Raw genomic sequence first — 17,177 nt, 5'->3', positions numbered from 1 at the left:
GCTCAGTCCGCGTACTCGACCGCGGTGAGGCCGACTCCGCGGAACGCGGCCAGCCGCTCGGCCTCGGCCGCGACGGCCTCGCGTCGCGCCGCGCCGAACCGCTCCCAGGGCTCGACGCCCACCGTGAACCGCTTCCCGGACTTGCGGGGCCGCCACAGCCCCGCGATCCGGCCCCCGGCCAGGACCGCCCCCGGTCGCCCCAGGACCGGCCACAGCGCCTTCGCCCGCGCGGGGTCGGCGACGAGGACCTTCCGGTCCCGCGACTGGAGCAGCAGGTCGTACGGCCCGAGGAGCCGCACCGGCTCCGCGTCCGCGTCGCGCAGCGCCGCCTCGTCCCCGGCGAGGATCCACCGCCGCTCGCCCGCGGCCTCGATCTCGACCGCGTCCTCGGGCCAGTGCGCCTTGACCTCCTTGACGGGGGAGTCGAGGTACTCGGCGACCTCCTTGACCGTGGCCGGCCCGCACAGGTGCAGGTAGGCCCGCACCGGGTCGAGTCGCTCGGGGTAGTCGGCGGCCGCCTCGAACCCCTTGACGGGCTTGAGGACCGGCGGCGAGGTGTGCGGCTCCAGCTCCAGTCCGGCGCGGACGGCGGCGAGCCGGAACGGCATCTCGTACAGGTGCACCGCGTCGCACGAGCGGCAGTACCGCTGGTACGGCTCCGGCAGGGCCTCGTGCAGACGGGTCGAGACCTCGCCCTTGACCATCGGGCGCCGCACGACCTGGCGCATCTCGGCGGCGACGGCGTCGAGCGCCTCCAGGACCGGGATGCCGGCGGCCTTGAGCGGCTTGGAGGCGTCGAAGACCCGCTTGGCCGCGTCCGCGTCCGACCACGGCGCGACGGCGGCCGCGACCGCGCCGACGTCCTCGCGCCGGTACGCGTGCGGCGCCCCGCGCAGCGTCCACAGCCACACCAGGTCCGCCTCGTCGGGCCGGACGCCGCGCACCGCGAGCGCCCACATCGCCCCGTCGGGCCCGGTCTCCTGCACCCCGAGGTCGAGGACCGCCGTCGCGGCGAGCGCGCCGCGCTTCCGGTCGAGCTGCTGGACGTGCGTGCGGTACCGGACCACCTGGCGGCTGTCGATCATGCCCTCACCGTATCCGGCACGACCGACGCCCGCGGCCGAACTTTCCCCCGCCGCCGCGATGAATCCGCGCCCCCACCGTCGTCTACACAGCAAGAGCCCGATACTCCCGGAAGGTACGACCCACTATGAGCACCAACGACATCGCCGCCGAACAGACCGTCGACGCCGCGCGCCCCGGCCGGGGACTCCACATCACCCTGTGGGTCCTCCAGATCCTCCTCGCCGTGTTCATGATCGCGGCCTCCGCCACCCCGAAGCTCCTGGGCATGGAGTCCGCCGCCGCGGGCTTCGACACCATCGGCTGGGGCGACTGGTTCATGTACTTCATCGGCGCCGTGGAGCTCGCCGGCGGCGTGGGCCTGCTCATCCCGCGCCTGTCGGGCCTGGCCGCGACCGGCCTGGGCCTGCTCATGATCGGCGCCGCGATCTTCAACGCCACGATCCTGGCCTACCCCGTGTACACCCCGCTGATCCTCCTCGCGTTCTTCGCGTTCATCGCCTGGGGCCGCCGCGCCGAGACCGCCCGCCTCCTCGCCCACGGCTTCAAGCGCTGACCGGTCCGAACGCCCCAGGACGAGCCCGAGGGCCGGCGTCGCCGCCGGCCCTCCGCCGCGCCCGCCGACCGGTCACAGTAGAGCCCGGCCCCGCGACCGGCGCACCGAGAGTGACGCCACTGCGCCGAATCTGCTAGACATTGCCCATGGCTGACAAACCCGGACTGCCGCTGCGCAGATCACTCTCCCAGAGCCCGCCCATCGCCGCCGGCGTCCTCTTCGGCCTCGGACTCGCCGTCGCCTACGCCGTCGTCTGGTCCCTCCAGGAACTCAGCACGGTCATCACGGCCCTGGTCGTGGCGGCGTTCCTCGCGGTCGGCCTCGAACGCATCATCAGCATCATGACCAACCGCGGCATGAAGCGCTGGCTGGCCATGACGATCCTCTTCCTCGGGATCTTCCTCGTCTTCTGCGGCGGCCTCGCCGCGATCATCCCCGCGCTCGTGCGCGAGACCGCGCAGTTCGTCGAGAACGTCCCCGGCTACTACAAGAGCGTCATGAACAGCGACCTCGCCGCCCGCTTCGGCGGCGAGTCCGGCCTCCTCGACCGCGCCCAGGACGTCCTCACCGCCGAGAACATCTCCAAGGCCGTCGGCGGCGTCGCCGGCGGCGCGGCCTCGGCCGCCAACGGCCTCGTCTGGACCATCACCACGCTCCTGCTGACCGTGTTCATCCTCGCCGCCTACACCCAGCTGCGCCAGGGCTCCCTGCGCCTGGTCGCCGCCTCCCGCCGCGAGCAGACCGGCCGCATCCTCGACGGCATCCTGGCCCAGGTCGGCGCCTACCTCATCGGCGCGCTCGCCATCGGGCTCTTCGCCGGCATCTCCTCGTGGATCTTCATGGCGATCGTCGGCATCCCCTACGCCGCGCTCCTCGCGCTCCTGGTGGCCCTGCTCGACCTCATCCCGCAGATCGGCGCCACCATCGGCGCCGTCGTCGTCACCCTGGTGGCCCTCGCGGTCTCCCCGATGACCGCCCTGGCCGCCGCGATCTTCTTCATCGCCTACCAGCAGCTGGAGAACTGGGTCATCTACCCGACGGTCATGCGCAGCGCCGTCAAGGTCTCCAACCTCGCCGCGATCGTCGCGGTCCTGGTGGGCGGCACCCTCTTCGGCGTCGTCGGCATCGTCCTGTCCGTCCCGGCCTACGCTGCGATCCGCCTCATCGGCAAGGAGCTCGTGCTCCCGCGCCTCGACAACTCCTGAACGCGGAGGGGCCGGCGGCGCATACCCGCACGCGCCGCCGGCCCCGTCGCGCCCCAGGATACGACCACCGCGCCAGCGCGGCCCCGAGCGGGGCCGGGAGGACCAGCGTCCTCCCGGCCCCGCTCGCGCCGTCCCGGAGACCGAGTGAAGGCGGATGTGGGACGGATCGGTGACGGGCCCGGCCAGACTCGGCCGCATGGAACACCGGACCGAAGCGAGGCGCCGATGACGCGCCCGAGACGCCTGCGAGACGACTGGCCCGGCAGCGCCGCGAGCCGGAAAATCCTTGTACCGCACGAATTGCCGGACCCGCATATGATGATTGGTCACAGTCGCCGGACACGAGTGCAGCCTGGGGGCCGCATGCCGACATCCGCTATTCGCGCCGAACTGCTGATCCACGATTCACTTCCCGATACCGATGCGGCCGAATTGACGTCGGCCCTGGCCGCGAGCGGCGTGGAAACGGAAGTCCGCCGCACGCTCGCCCACCGGTCCACTTCCGACCTCGTGTGGCTCACCCTGCTCGCCCTGCCACTCCAGGCCGCGCTCACCGCATTCGGCACCGGCGTGATGAACGACCTCTACGACTCGCTCAAACGGAGCGCCGCGAGACTGCGCCGCCCCGGCGAGGCCGACCCCGCGCCGATGGTCCTCGAAGACCCCGACACCGGACTGCGCATCGTCCTCGAGGCCGGCCTGCCGCCCGAGGCCCTCGACGCGCTCGTGTCCCTCGACCTCGACCGGTTCCGCAGCGGCCCCGTCCACTACGACCGGGCCCGCAAGACGTGGAGGTCAGTGAACGACGAAGTGGAGGGATGAGCCCCCGTGCTCGCGAAACTCGTCCTCTCCCAAGCGCGCGCCGCCCGCGACCGCGGCGACCACGCCCTCGCCGCCCGCGACCTCGACACCGCCGAACGCGAATACGCCGCCGCGATCCGCAAGTCCGAGAAGAAGACCGGCGACGACCCCGCGTTCGACGACACCAACGCCGCCGCCCGCATCGGCCAGGGCCGCGTCCAGCTCGCCCGCGCCCAGCCCCAGGCCGCCGACCTTCGGTTCAGCGAGGTCCAGCAGCGCTGGCCCGACCGCTGGGCCGGCTTCTACTGGTCCGGATGCGCTGCGGCCCACGGCGGCTCGTACGCCCGCGCCGAATGGTTCTTCTCCGCCGCGATCGCCCGCGGCGCCCCCGGCGCCCACCTCCAGCGCGCCTACACCCGCGTGAAGCTCGGCCAGGACGCCCGCGCCCTCGAAGACCTCGGCGAAGCCGCCGGGCGCGGCCCGCTCGACCTCCCCGCCCTCGAACTCGGCGCGCTCCTGGCACTGCGCACCGGCCAAGCGCCCCAAGCCGAATGGTTCGCCCAGGCCGCCGCCACCCCGCTCGCCGACGCGGTCCGCGGCGTGCTCGCCCACCGCCGCGGCGACACCGCCGCCGCCCTCGCGGCCACCGGCCGCGCCCTCGACGCCGGCCTGGACGACCCCGTCGCCCGCCTCCTCCACGGCGCCTCCGCGTACCGCACCGGCGACCTCGACGCGGCCGTCGCCTCCTGGACCCGCGTCCCCGGCCGCGGCGACCTCGAGGCCCGGGCCCGCTACGCGCGCGCCCTGCGCCGCCGGGACGCCGGCGACTTCGACGGCGCCGCAGCCGACTTCGAGGCCGCCGCCCCCTACGGCTACGACGCGCCGGTCGGCGAACTGCGCCTCCACGCCGCCGCGGCCGCCGTCGCCGCGGCGGACCTCGACGAGGCCCGGCGGCACCTGTACGCCTCCGCCCACCCGCGCGCCCGCCGCTTCCGCGGCCTGCTCGCGTTCGCCGCCGGCGACACCGACACCGCCGCCGCGGCCCTCGAGCACCCCGACGACCCGCTCGGGCGCCTCGGCCTCGCCCTCGTCCTCCTCGCCCGCGGCGAACGGCCCGAGACCGAACTCAAGGAGCTGTGCGAACCGCCCGCGCCGCAAGCGGTCCGCCGCGGCGCCTCGCGCGCGCTCGCCGCCCTCCGGGCCGGCGACGGCGACTGGGACGGCGCCTGCGACGCCTTCGAAGCCGACCCCGCGCCCGGCCCCGCGCCCGACGACGAGACCTACGGCGAGGCCCTCTACCGCGCCGGACGGCTCGACGCGCTCGCGGCGCTCACCGCCAACCCCTGGCGCGCGCCCGCCCTGCTCCGCACCGGCGCCGACGCCGAACCCGGCACCGGCCGCGCCGGCGCCGAGGCCGCCCGCGTCCTCCGCGAGGCCGCCTACACGGCCGCCGCCGACGGCGACTGGGAGCTGGCCGCGGCCCGGAACCGCAAGGCCGCCACCGTCCTCGGCACCGCCGACGCCCTCCTCGACGCCCTCATCGCGGCCTTCGGCGGCGACCGCGCGGCCGCCGCCGCGGCCGTCCCCGGCACCGACCCCGCCCGCCCGCTGCTCCTCCTCCACGGCCTCGCCGACACCCGCGACCCCGACCTCGCCGGCCCCTGCATCGCCGCCTGGGCGCCCCTGCTCGCCGACGACGACCACTGGGAGCGCCGCCGCGCCGACGCCGCACGCCGCTACGCCGCCCCCGTCACCACCGCGGCCATGGACGACGCCCGCGACCGCCTGCGCCGCCTCATCGAGAAGGCCGCCGCCGACGCCGGCGCGGCCGACGCCCCCGCCCTCCTCCACCGCGAGACCGCCGCCGCCGACGCCCTCGCCGCCCTCGGCGGACTGCCCCCCGGCGACGCCGCCGAACCGGCCGACCCGCTCGTGTGCGGCCCGCTCCGCCTCGCCGAACTCGGCCTCCACGACCGGTTCGGCGCCTTCACCGCCGGCCTCGACCCGCTCGACCGCGGCGTCATCGAGATCCACTTCTCGGCCGCGGGCACCGCCGCCGCCGCGCTCGCGCTCGGCCGCCCCGGCGAAGCCCTCCGCGCCGCCCTCGACCTCCGCTGCCCCGACTGCCGCGGCGCCGACCCGACCGGCTCCGAGCCGCACGCCTGCGACCCGGACTGCGCGCGTTTCGCCGCCCGCAACCCCGCCTACGCCGGCCGGCCCGAGGGCCGGGCGTCCCTGCGTGAGCACGCCGCCGCCTTCGCCTGCGAAGCGCTCCTCGCGCTCGCCGCCGCAGCCGTGGGCCGCAAGGACGGCGGCGCCGAGACCGCCGCCGGCCACTGGCGCGAGGCCGCCCGCCTCGCCCGCCTCGCCGGCGAGGCCGACGGCGTCGCGGCCGCCACGGCCGCCACCGCCCTCGGCCGTGGTGAAGCCCTCTACCGGCGCAAGCGGTACGGCGAGGTCGTCGACCTCCTCGAGTCCGTCGTGGACCTGTGCGGGTGCGGTGACGACCGCGACCGCGTCGAGACCCTCCTCGCCGACGCCCTCGACCAGCGCGGCGTCCAGGCCACCAGGGACGGGCGCACCGACGACGCGGTCGCCGACTTCACCCGCGCCGTCGCCCTCGCGCCCCACCAGGTCGCGGCCCGCCGCAACCTCGGCGTGACCCTCATGAACGAGGCCGACAAGATCCTCACCGACCCCGCGCACGGCGACGACACCGCCGCGCTCGCCCTCGCGCAGCGCGCCCTCGACCAGTTCGAGGCGCTCCTGCGCGACCGCCCCCACAACGGCGAGTACCGCCGCTTCCGCGACAGCGGCGCCGAACTCAAGGCGATGATCCTCAACCGGCGCGGCGTCGCCGCCGCCAACCGGCAGCGCTTCCAGGAGGCGCTCAAGGACCTCCGCGCCGCCGTCGCCCTCGCCCCCGACGTGCCGCAGGTGCGGCGCAACCTCGCCACCACCGCCGAGAACGCGGCCATGGCCGTCCTCGTGACCTACTCGGGCGGGCTCATCCCGCCCGACCGCAAGCAGGCCGCCTGCACGCTCCTCGACGAGGCGGTCGACCAGTACACGACGCTGCTCGCCGCCCAGCCCGACCCCGAACTGCGCGCCCGCCTGGCCGAGGTCCGGCAGCTGCGCGACCTCCTGTGCCCCCGCCGGAACGGATGGTGACATGAAGGAATACGACGAACTCCGGATTCGGCTGCGCCGCATCGGAACCCAGCGGTACCTCGCGGTCGCCAACGGCGCCGCGGCCGGCGCCGCCGTCCTGGACGTCGGCGACGAGCCGGCGCGCCTGCGCGAAGCCCACAGCCGGCTCGTCGACGTCGACCTGCACCGCGCCCCCCGCCGCGGCGCCGACACCGCCGCCGAACTCCGCGCCGTCGGGGCCGAGACCTACGCGCTCCTGTTCGGCGGGCCGCTCGGCCGCTGCCTCGACGCCGCCCGCGCCGCCCAGCGCAGCCGCGGCCTGCGCCTGCGCTTCGACCTGCCCCCCGAACTCGCCGACCTCCCCGTCGAGACCCTCTGCGCCCCCTCCGACCAGCCCGGGCAGACGTTCGCGTTCGACTCCAACCTCTCCCTCGTCCGCTCCCTCCCGGGCAACCCCGTCCGCTCCCGCCTCCCGTTCCCCGAGGACGGCCGCGAGGCCATCAGCACCCTCATCGCCGTCGCCTCCCCCGACGGCCTCCCCGAACTCGGCGGCGACGCCGAGATCGCCGCCCTCGCCGACCTCCTGCCCCCGCTCCTGGCCCGCCAGGAGGTCATCAGGCACGCCACCCGCGACCGCATCGAGGCCTGGCTCGAAGCCCAGCAGGGACCCGCCGCCGTCCACCTCATCGCCCACGGCGAGCGCGACGCCCGCGGCGGCATCGCCTCGGTCCTCCTCGAGACCGCCGGCGGCGCCCCCGACGCCGTCCCCGGCGACCTCCTCGGCGGCATGCTCGTCAACGCCCCCAAACTGCGCCTCGTCGTCCTCAACCTCTGCCACAGCGCCGGATCGGGCCCCGCCGAACCGTTCTCGGGCCTCGCCGAGGCCCTCGTCGGCCGCGGCATCCCCGCCGTCGTCGGCATGCGCGGCCTCATCACCGACCTCGCCGCCCGCGAGGTCGGCCCCCGCATCCTCGACGGCATGTGCGCCAACAAGTCCGTCGACGAAGCCGTCGTCTCCGCCCGGCAGCGCATCGCCCACCACGGCGACACCGCCGTCGAATGGGGCACCCCCACGCTCTTCCTCCACGAGGACTGCGGCCACGGCTGGCTGTTCAAGGCCCGCGAGATGCACGACGGCGACACCGGCGACGTCGACTTCCTCCGCGCCGGCAAGACCGCCGTCGACCTCGTCGAAGGCGACGGCGAGCTCACCCGCGACGCCATCCTCCGCGCCGCCCGGTTCCGCCGCTGGGAACGCGACTGGGAGGCCGTCCTGCGCACCGTCAAGGTCCGCAACCCCACCGCCGCGCTCAAACTCCTGCGCCAGGAGGCCGAGCTCGAACTCGCCTGGCCCGCCGTCGAGCGCCTGTGCGCCGCCCTCGCCGCCGAGCAGGGCGCCGCGGCCGCCGACATCCCGGGCCTCCCCGCCGACGTCGCCGCCCTCCTCGACGCCGAGGCCGCCGCCGACGCCCGCCTCCACGCCCTCATGGAGGCCGCCGCCGCGGCCGAGGCCGCCGAGGACTGGGACGAGGCCGCCGACCGCTACCGCCGCGTCCTCGCCGAACGCGGGCGCGGCTACCGCGACGCCGCCGCCCGCCTGCGCGCCGCCGCCGAGGAGGCCGGACTCGACGAGCGCTACGCCCGGGCCGCCGCCTACGAGGCCGACGGCCGCTGGGCCGACGCCCGCGCCCAGTTCAACCGCATCCTCACCGCCCGCCCCCAGGGCCTGCGCGACACCGCCGACCGCGCCGCCTACGCCGGCGGCCGCATCGCCGAGGACGCCGAGGACTGGGACGCCGCCGCGGCCGACTACGAGCGCTGCGCCGCCTACGCCGACGCCGCCGCCCGCCTCGAACTCGCCCGCGGCCGCCGCCTCGCCGCCGCCGGCGACTGGGACGCCGCCGCCGAGCGCCTCGCCGCCGCCGCGGCCGCCGGACTCGACATCGGACACTGGCCCGGCTACGCCGCCGCCCGCGCCGCCGAGGCCGCCGGCGACTGGCACCGGGCCGCCGCCGCGTTCGCCGCCGCCGACGGCTTCGCCGACAGCGCCCGCCGCGCCGTCCTCGCCGCCGCCCACCTCGCTTACGCCGCAAGCGAATGGCTCACCGCCGCCGAGCACTTCGACCAGGTCCCCGACCTCGCCGACCGCCCCGGCGACCTCGCCGGCCGGCTCCTCGCCGCCGCCGAGCACGACGAGGCCGCCGGCGAATGGCGCCGCGCCGCGGCCGCCTACCGGCGCCTCCCCGACGCCGCCGAGCAGACCGCCTACTGCGAGGCCCGCGCCCTCGAACTCGACGGCCGCTGGTCCGAGGCCGCCGACCGCCACCGCGCCACCGGGCACCGCGACGCCGCCCTCCGCGCCCGCTACGCCGACGCGCGGTCCGCCGAGCGCCGCGGCGACTGGGACACCGCCGGCGCCCTCCACGCCGCGCTCCCCGCCGGCTTCGCCGACGCCGCCGCCCGCGTCAAGTACGCCGCCGGCCGCGCCGCCGACGCCCGCGACGACTGGGACGGGACCATCGCCGGGTTCGCCGACCTCGCCGACGGATTCGAGGACGGCGAGGTTGGGCGCCGCCGCCGCCACGCCCGCGCCGCGGCCGCCGCGGCCGAAGCCGACTGGGCCTCCGTCCTCCCGCTCCTCGGCGACACCCCCGCCGAGGCCCGCGACGGCGCCGCCGGGCGCCTGCGCCACCGCGCCCGCGGCGAACTCGCCGAGCACGACGGCGACTGGACCGCCGCCGCGGCCGCCTTCGACGCCGCCGGCGACGAGGAGCGCGGCCGCTACGCCGTCCTGCGCGCCCACGCCGCCGCAGGCGCCTGGACCGACCTCCTCGCGCTCGCCGCCGACCTCCCCGACGACCACCGCGACACCGCCCACTGGCGCCGCTACGCCCGCGCCCAGCAGGCCGCCCAGGACGCCCGCTGGGCCGACGTCCTCGACGCCTGCGACGGCCTCCCCGACGGCTTCGGCGACAGCGCCGCCCTCGCCCGCCGCGCCGCGTTCCACCGGGCCTTCGACGCCGCCTTCGACAGCGGCGACTGGTCCGCCGTCGCCGACCTCGCCGCCGGCCTCGGCGACGAGCACCGCACCGCCGCCCTCGACGCCTACGCCCGCGGCCGCACGTCCGAACAGGACGGCGACTGGGCCGCCGCCGCCGACGCGTACCGCGCCTGCCCCGGCCTCGCCGACGCCGACACCCGCGCCCGCTACGCCGAGGCCCGCCACCTCGAGGAGACCGGCCGGTGGACCGCGGCCGCCGCCGCCTACGAGGCCGCCGGCCTCGCCGAGGCCCTCGCCCGCGCCGACCGCCTCCGCGGCCTGCGCCGCGCCCTCCCTTGGGCCGAGCGCCTCCTCACCGCTGGGCTCGTCGCCGACCCCCTCGCCGAGCACGACCCCGCGCACCCGTACACCGCGCTGGCCGCGGCCGGGATCGGCCCCGACGCCTCCGCCGACGAGATCGACGCCGCCCCGTTCACGCTCATGCGCCTGGGCGGCATGAGCGCCGAGTCGCGCCTCGCCTGGGACCGCCTCCGGGACCCGGTGCAGCGCCTGCTCACCGACACCCTCCACCACTGGTCCCGCGACCGGGCCGCCCTCGGCCGGGCCCTGAGCGGCCTCGACCTCGACGGCGACCCCCTCGCCCAGCTGTGCGAGCGCCTCCCCGAGGAGGCGCCCCTCTTCACCCTCCTGTCAGGACGCCGGGACGAGGCGGTCGGCCTGCTGCGCCGCCGCGCCGCCGCCCGCCCCGGCGACCGCGTCGACTGCCACCGGCTCGCCGCCGCCGAGTTCTGGCGCGCGAGCGAACTGGAGCGCATCGGCGCCTGGGAGGCCGCCGAGGACTCGTGGCGGACCTCCCTCGCCTGCTGGGCGACCCTCGCGGGCGACGACGCGCACTGGGCCGCCTGGGCGGCGTCCCGCTCGGAGCGCTACGGCCGCGCCGTCACCCCCGCCGACGCCTGGCGGCTCCGCGCCGAGCTCGGCGCCCACCTCTCCGGCGTCCTCACCGGCCGCACCGAGCGCCACGCCCGCGGCGGCCGGGCCGGACTCGCCGGCCGCGGCCGCGAACTCGTGTCCTATCTGGACACCGAACTGGAGGCGGCCCGCGCCCTGCGCGAGGCCGGCGGCCTGCCCCTCGACGGCGAGCGGCCCCTCGCCTGCGGCCCCGGCTACCTCGCCGTCGCCGGGCTCGCCGACGCCCTCGCCCGCTTCACCGCCGCGCTCGACGCCGACGAGAGCGCCGACGAGACCGTCGCCCGCCGCCTGCGCTGGGCGTTCTCGCCGTCCGCGCGCGCCTTCACCGAGTACGAGCGGCGCCGCTACGACGCCGCCGCGCAGGCCCTCCCCGACCTGCACCGGCTCCCGCGCGCCGACCTGCCCCCCGACTGCGAGGGCCCCGACGCCGCCGGCCACCCGGCCGACTGCGCGCACTGCGCCGACTGGGCCGCCCGCGCCCCCGCCTACGGCCGCCTCCCGCACCGGCGCATCCGGCTGCACCGCGACGCGATCGACCTCGCCGTGCGCATCCGCCTGTTCGGCGGCCAGAGCCTCCTCGCGGAAGGCCGCGTCCAGGACGCCATGGGGGAGTTCAGGACCGCCGTCGCCGTCGCCGCGAACGGCGCCACCCAGGTGAAGACCCGCGAAGGCGTGCTGCGGATCATCCTCGGCCGCGTCCGGCACCTGGTCGACACCGACGACCGCCGCCACACCCGCCTCGACGACGCGATCGCCCTCCTGGAAGCCGCCCAGGGCGTGGCCGGACCCGTCGGCGTCGCCGAACTCGACCGCGAGCTCGCCCGCCGCCTCGTCGACCGCGCCCTCTACCGCTGGTCGGCCGACCGCACCGCGCCCGTCGCCGCCCTCCTGCCCGACATGCGCCGCGCCCTCTCGCTCGACCCCGCCGCCGACCGCGCCGTCGAGAGCCACGCCCGGTTCCTCGTCATCGCCTCCGACCGCACCCCCGCCGACCGGCCCGCCGCCCGGCTCGAACTCCTCACCGAGGCGCTCGAGCACATCGACGCCCGCGTCAGCGCCGGCGGCCTCAACAACCGGGTGCGGTCCTCCCTGGTCGAGGTCGTCGACGAGATCAAGGACGCCAACTTCGCCGGCCTCTCCGTCGCCGAGATCTCCGCGATCGTCGACTCCTACAGCGAGCACGACACCGCCCGCTCGCTCACCGCGCGCGCCGAGTCCCGCACCCTCGCCGGCGACCTCACCCGCGCCGCCGACGACCTCGTGCGGGCCGTCCTCCTCGAACCGGGCTCCGGCGGCGCCGCGCGCGCCCTCATCGGCGTCCTGAAAGCCCAACTCGCGGAAGGAAGGAGCGAACCGTGATCCGCGACCCGCGCCCCGCCTGGGACGGCCGGTACCCCTACGAGGCCCTCGAACCCGCCGGCATCGGCCCCCACTCCACCCAGGAGGAGGTCGAGAACGCCTCCTTCACCCTCATGACCAGCGGCCTGATGAACGCCGCCACCCAGGCCGCCTGGGACGAGCTGCGGGAGGTCCCCAAGCGGCTCCTCGCCGACGCCCTCCTGTACGACGTGGACCTCCCCGCGGCCGTCGCCGAGGCGCGGGCCCGCCTCGAACGCGAGCGCGCCGAGGCCGCCGCCCCGCCACCCGTGCCGCCCCAGCGCGAGACCGCCCTGGAACTCCTCGCCTCGATCGGCGACGACCTGCCCCCGGTGGAGGCCCGGCCGGCCCCGCCGGTCGACGTCTCCGCCGAGCTGGCCGCGTTCCCGCCCCGCCACCTCCTCGACACCCTGATCCGATTCGACCAGTAAGGAACCCGATGAGCCGCAGGAACCAGCACAAGCCCCGCAAGAAGCCGGCCCGCCCGGCCCCGGACCGGGAGGCCCGCCGGCCCCCGCCGCCCGAGCCCGGCTCCGACGCCGACGTGGCGGCCGCGCTCGCCGCCGCGCGGGAGGCGACGCTCGGCCTCGCCCAGGACGTCGACGCCCAGCGCGAGCAGCTGACGGCGATGCTCCGGGGCTTCCTGAACATCGAGCGGGCCGTGCGCGCCCGCGAGCGCGACCCCGAGACGGAGAAGGAGACCGCGGGCCTGCTCAACGGCATCGCCGACGTCATGGACCAGGTCGACCGGTGGGCGCTCGACGAGGCGGCCGACGCCGCCCAGCAGCGCGACCGCTTCAAGGCCCTGTCGGCCCGGCTGGAGAAGCTCGTCGTCGCCTCCGGCCGCGCCGAGCTGCTCGGCCGGGTCGGGGAGACCGCGAAGCCCGCGACCCACGAGTGGCGCGAGGTCCGGCACGAGCCGGGCAAGGACGAGGACACGGTTCTGGAGGTCTGGGCCCGCGGGGTCCGGTACCGGGGAGAGCTGCTGCGGCCCGCGGTGGTCATCGCAGCGTCAGGAGAAGGAGCATCCGAATGACGGCCATCGGCATCGACCTCGGCACGACCAACTCGGTCGTGGCCCGGCGCGACAGCGACCGCGCCGACGTCGAAGTGGTGAAGATCCACGGCAAGGCGAGCACGCCCTCGGTGGTGGGGCTGCGCAAGCGCGCGGGCCAGGACGCCGAGTTCCTGATCGGCACGTTCGCGCTGAACGTCGCCGAGCGCGACCCGAAGAACACCATCCAGTCGGTCAAGCGCCTCATGGGCCGCGACTTCGACGACCAGGCCGTCCGGGACGCCGCCGACCGGCGGCCCTACGCGATCGTCCCCGGCGAGGGCGACGACGCCCGCGCGCACGTGGTCATGGGCGACCGGCCCTACACGCCCGAGGACGTCTCCACGATGATCCTGCGCCACCTCCGCTCCGGCGCGTCCGACAAGCTGGGGGAGGAGGTCACGCACGCCGTGATCACCGTCCCGGCGTACTTCCGCGAGGCCCAGCGGGCCGCCACCCGCAAGGCCGGGGAGGCGGCCGGACTGGTCGTCAAGCGGATCATCGACGAGCCCACGGCCGCCGCGATCGCGTTCGGCCTCGACCAGCGCGAAGGCGAGCAGCGCCGCGTCCTCGTCTACGACTTCGGCGGCGGCACCTTCGACATCTCGATCCTCAACTCGGTCCGGGACGGCCAGGGCCGCAACCACTTCCAGGTGCTCTCCTACACCGGCGACAACTGGCTCGGCGGCGACGACTTCGACCAGCTCATCGTCGACCGCATCGTCGCCTGGGTGCGCTCGAACTTCGGCGTCGACCCCGCCGGCGACGCCCGGTTCCTGTTCCTCGCCAAGCGCGCCGCCGAGAAGGCCAAGCTCGAGCTGACCGAGGCGCCGAGCGCGGAGATCTACATCGGCGGGGCCTTCCAGGACGCCGGGGGCCTCGGCGACGTCGAGATGGAGCTGACCCGGGCCGAGTTCGACGCCATGATCGAGCCGCTCGTCTCCCGCACCCTCGACCTGGTGCACGAGGCGCTCGGCAACGAGAAGCTCGTGCCCGACCAGATCACCGACGTCATCCTGGTGGGCGGCTCCACCCTGGTGCCGCGGGTGCGCGCCGCGGTCGCCGAGGTGTTCGGCGCCGGCAAGGTCCGCCGCCAGATCGACCCCATGGAGTGCGTGGCGCTGGGCGCGGCGATCCTCGCCGACACGCTCGAGGGCGTGGAGTGCCCGAACCAGGAGTGCAAGGCCGTCAACGACGACGCCGCGCAGGAGTGCACCCAGTGCGGGGCGAGCCTGGCCGGGGCCCGCAGCGTCGGCCGGGACACGAACGTGTACGACGTGACCGGGATGGCGCTCGGCGTCGCCGCGGTCAAGGGCTCCAGCGCCGACGCGTTCGTGCCGATCATCCCGCGCAACACCCCGTACCCGCTGAGCGAGCCGATGCACGGCTCCTTCGAGGTCACCGACACCGCGAAGATCCGCATGCCCGTCTACGAGGGCAACAGCACCGTCGCCAGCGAGAACCACGAGCAGGGCCTGTTCGAGGTCGCCCTCCCGCCGGGCGTGGAGATGCACGCCGCCGTCGACGTGGGCATGTTCCTCGACAAGGACCGCATCCTGCACGTCACCGTCTCGGTCCCGAGCGTCGGCCTGGAGGAGACCATGCGGCTCCAGGTCGACCAGGAGCGCGCCCGCGCCGCCCGGCCCGAGCTCGTCGAGGACGAGCCCGAGGACGACTACCGCGACGTCCTCATGTCCACCATGGACGGCGCCCGGCGCTTCCTGGAGGTGTACGAGCAGTACATCGCCGTGCCGCAGGCCGCGAAGATCCGCAGCGACCTCGACCGCGCCGAGGAGGCGCTCATGATCGACAACCCCGACGAGTGCCGCCGCATGGTCGACGTGCTCAACCGCGACATCTTCGGCTCCGGCCTGGCGACCCAGCTCTACCTCGCCGAGCGGGCCGCCAGCCAGGCGAGCAAGCGCGACGCCGACAGCATCAACGAGTCCATCGCGAAGATCCAGGAGGCCCACACCCGCGGCAGCGACGCCGTCGTCCACGACCAGGCCCGCGCCCTGAAGACCATGATCAACCGGGTCTACCGGGAGAACGCCGGCGTCCAGCAGATCGAGGACGCCGACGACCTCGGCGGCATCCTCCGCCACCGCCCCTGAGACGGTCCCGACGGTGAGCGCCGATCGCTTCGTCGACCTCGGCATCGACCTGGGCGGCACCGGCATCCGGGCCGCGTACGGGGTCCGCGGCGAAGCCCGCGGCTTCACTGGGCTCGAGGGCGCGCGGTGGCCGTGGCTCGGCTACGAGCCGCCGCGCGACCCCGGCGGGACCGCCGCGTTCCCGACCTGGAAGAGCCGCCTCGGCACCGCCGGCGCGGGCGACGACCCCGAAGCGGTCTTCGCCCGCGCCCTCGGCGACCTCCGCGACCGGGTCGCCGAGGCCGCCGCGGCCCCCGTGCGGCGCACCGTCATCGCCGTCCCGGCCCGCTTCGAGACCCGTCAGCGCGAGGCCCTGCTCCGCGCCGCCGCCGCGGCCGGCCTGGACGACGCGGGCCTCCTCGGCGACTCCCTCGCCGCGGCCGGCGGCCGGCCCGCCGACGCCCCCGCCGGCCTCCTGCTCGCCTTCGGCATGGGCTACACCGGATTCGAACTCGCCCTGATCGACGCCTCCGGCCCCCGCTGCCGGGCCCTCGGCTACGACGGCGAGACCTCCGGCGGCGGCGCCGACCTCGACGCCCTCGTCGCCCGCTGGTACCTCGACACGCGCGGCGAGGACGCCCGCCCGCCCGCGGGCGAGGCCGCATGGCGGCGCCTGCGCCAGGCAGCCGAGGACATCAAGCGGGCGCTCGCCGCCGGCGACACCCGGATCGCCCTGCCCGACATCGGCAGGCGCCTCGACGCCGACCGCGCCGCCGTCGACGCCTTCGGCCGGCTCGCCGCCGGCCTCGTCACGACCGCCATGGCCCGGGCCGACGCCCTCGTCGACGAGCTCGGCGGCGGCTGGGACCGCATCCGAGGCGTCCTCCTCTACGGCGGGTCGGCCGCCCTCGCAGCCGACGCCGCCGCCTCCCGCGGCGTCCCCGTCACCCGCGCCTCCGCCCGCGCGCTCGCCCTCGGCGCCCTCCGCCACGCCGCCCTCGACCCCGGCCCCGGTGCGGGCCGCACCGCCGCATCCGCTACCGGTCGCACAGGCACCGCCACCGGTCGCACCACGCCCCTCCGCACCGTCCCCGACTTGCCGTCCGCGGCGGACCGCTCAGGAAACCCTGCGGCGGGCCGCACCGGGAACCCCGCCGCTACCGGCCGCACGGCCTCCGACCAGCCACCCGCTGCGGGCCGCCCGGGAAACCCCGCCGGCACCGGCCGAACCGGGAGCCCCTCCGCCAGCGGCAGCGCCGTCCCCGACCCGCCGTCCGCGGGCCTCGATGCCGCGGCCGACCTCATCGCCGCCGGGCGCACCGACGAGGCCGAGGCTGCCCTCACCGACCTCATCGCCGCGGCCGAGCGGATGCTCGCCGACCTCCGGGCCGACCGCGCCGCCGCCTCGCGCCGCTCCAGGGCCGCCCTGCTCCTGGAGGCCGCTGGGAAGCACCTCGCCGCCGGCCGTCCCGAGGAGGCCCTGAGCATCGCCCACCGCGCCTGGGCCCGCGGCGGCGACGACCCCGACCTGCTCGACGCGATGATCCAGGTCCACGTCGACGCCGCGATGGAGCACCCGACCGCCGACGACTACGAGCGCCAGCACGCCTGGCTCACCTGCGCCTACCACCACGACCTCGGGAACCCGCGCCTGCTCGACCTCCTCGCCGAACGCGCCTACCTCCACGCCGGCGACCTGCGCCGCCTCGGCCGCATCAGCGCCGCACGCGAGGTCCTGCGCCAGGCCCTCGCCTACAACCCCGACCACCGCGGCGCGGCCGACCTGCTGCGCCGCCTCGACCGCCTGCCCTGAGACGGACCTTGGCGGGACGCCCGCCCGGACCGTACGCTTGCTGAGGCCCCGCGCCGAAACCCCGCCCGGCCC

At 76.5% G+C, this 17,177-nt stretch carries 10 protein-coding genes; 9 read left to right on the top strand and 1 reads right to left on the bottom strand.

The window, feature by feature from the left end:
- Window positions 1-2 precede the first annotated feature (2 nt).
- Window positions 3-1,085: a DNA glycosylase AlkZ-like family protein gene (locus EIW28_RS17510; RefSeq protein WP_125248966.1), complete on the bottom strand. Its 1,083-nt coding sequence runs from the start codon at window positions 1,083-1,085 to the stop codon at window positions 3-5.
- A gap of 125 nt (window positions 1,086-1,210) precedes the next feature.
- Between EIW28_RS17510 and EIW28_RS17505 the strand changes: the two genes are divergently transcribed.
- The 9 genes from EIW28_RS17505 (at window position 1,211) to EIW28_RS25455 (ending at window position 17,105) form a co-directional block, all read left to right on the top strand.
- On the top strand, window positions 1,211-1,639 hold the full coding sequence (locus EIW28_RS17505) for a DoxX family protein (RefSeq protein ID WP_125248965.1): 429 nt from the start codon (window positions 1,211-1,213) through the stop codon (window positions 1,637-1,639).
- Between the two features lie 146 nt (window positions 1,640-1,785).
- Window positions 1,786-2,844, top strand: coding sequence for an AI-2E family transporter (locus EIW28_RS17500; RefSeq protein ID WP_125248964.1), 1,059 nt, complete (start codon window positions 1,786-1,788; stop codon window positions 2,842-2,844).
- A gap of 459 nt (window positions 2,845-3,303) precedes the next feature.
- Window positions 3,304-3,666, top strand: a complete 363-nt coding sequence (locus tag EIW28_RS17495; RefSeq protein ID WP_125248963.1) for a hypothetical protein — start codon at window positions 3,304-3,306, stop codon at window positions 3,664-3,666.
- A 6-nt stretch (window positions 3,667-3,672) separates the two neighbouring features.
- Entirely contained in the window at window positions 3,673-6,816 is a 3,144-nt protein-coding gene (locus tag EIW28_RS17490; RefSeq protein WP_125248962.1) for a hypothetical protein, read from the top strand.
- 1 nt (window position 6,817) lies between these two features.
- Window positions 6,818-12,127: a CHAT domain-containing protein gene (locus tag EIW28_RS25460; RefSeq protein ID WP_125248961.1), complete on the top strand. Its 5,310-nt coding sequence runs from the start codon at window positions 6,818-6,820 to the stop codon at window positions 12,125-12,127.
- Entirely contained in the window at window positions 12,124-12,576 is a 453-nt protein-coding gene (locus EIW28_RS24325; protein ID WP_158630448.1) for a hypothetical protein, read from the top strand. Before EIW28_RS25460 ends, EIW28_RS24325 begins: the two co-directional genes overlap by 4 nt.
- Before the next feature lie 8 nt (window positions 12,577-12,584).
- Window positions 12,585-13,181 (top strand): nucleotide exchange factor GrpE, encoded by a 597-nt coding sequence (grpE, locus tag EIW28_RS17480; RefSeq protein WP_125248960.1) that lies wholly within the window; start codon window positions 12,585-12,587, stop codon window positions 13,179-13,181.
- Window positions 13,178-15,313: an Hsp70 family protein gene (locus tag EIW28_RS17475; protein WP_125248959.1), complete on the top strand. Its 2,136-nt coding sequence runs from the start codon at window positions 13,178-13,180 to the stop codon at window positions 15,311-15,313. Before grpE ends, EIW28_RS17475 begins: the two co-directional genes overlap by 4 nt.
- Window positions 15,314-15,326: 13 nt before the next feature.
- A complete protein-coding gene (locus tag EIW28_RS25455) occupies window positions 15,327-17,105 on the top strand; it encodes an Hsp70 family protein (protein ID WP_125248958.1) in 1,779 nt (592 codons plus the stop codon).
- Window positions 17,106-17,177 lie beyond the last annotated feature (72 nt).

Source organism: Glycomyces terrestris (genome assembly GCF_003933745.1).
Classification (GTDB): Bacteria; Actinomycetota; Actinomycetes; order Mycobacteriales; family Micromonosporaceae; genus Glycomyces; species Glycomyces terrestris.
This window is presented reverse-complemented; position numbering and strand designations above follow the sequence as displayed.

Bases quoted from the DNA above. Each gene is read 5' to 3' on its own strand.
- EIW28_RS17475 (WP_125248959.1), top strand. From the start codon at position 13,178: ATGACGGCCATCGGCATCGACCTCGGCACGACCAACTCGGTCGTGGCC.
- EIW28_RS25460 (WP_125248961.1), top strand. From the start codon at position 6,818: ATGAAGGAATACGACGAACTCCGGATTCGGCTGCGCCGCATCGGAACC.
- grpE (WP_125248960.1), top strand. From the start codon at position 12,585: ATGAGCCGCAGGAACCAGCACAAGCCCCGCAAGAAGCCGGCCCGCCCG.
- EIW28_RS17510 (WP_125248966.1), bottom strand. From the start codon at position 1,085: ATGATCGACAGCCGCCAGGTGGTCCGGTACCGCACGCACGTCCAGCAG.
- EIW28_RS17505 (WP_125248965.1), top strand. From the start codon at position 1,211: ATGAGCACCAACGACATCGCCGCCGAACAGACCGTCGACGCCGCGCGC.
- EIW28_RS17500 (WP_125248964.1), top strand. From the start codon at position 1,786: ATGGCTGACAAACCCGGACTGCCGCTGCGCAGATCACTCTCCCAGAGC.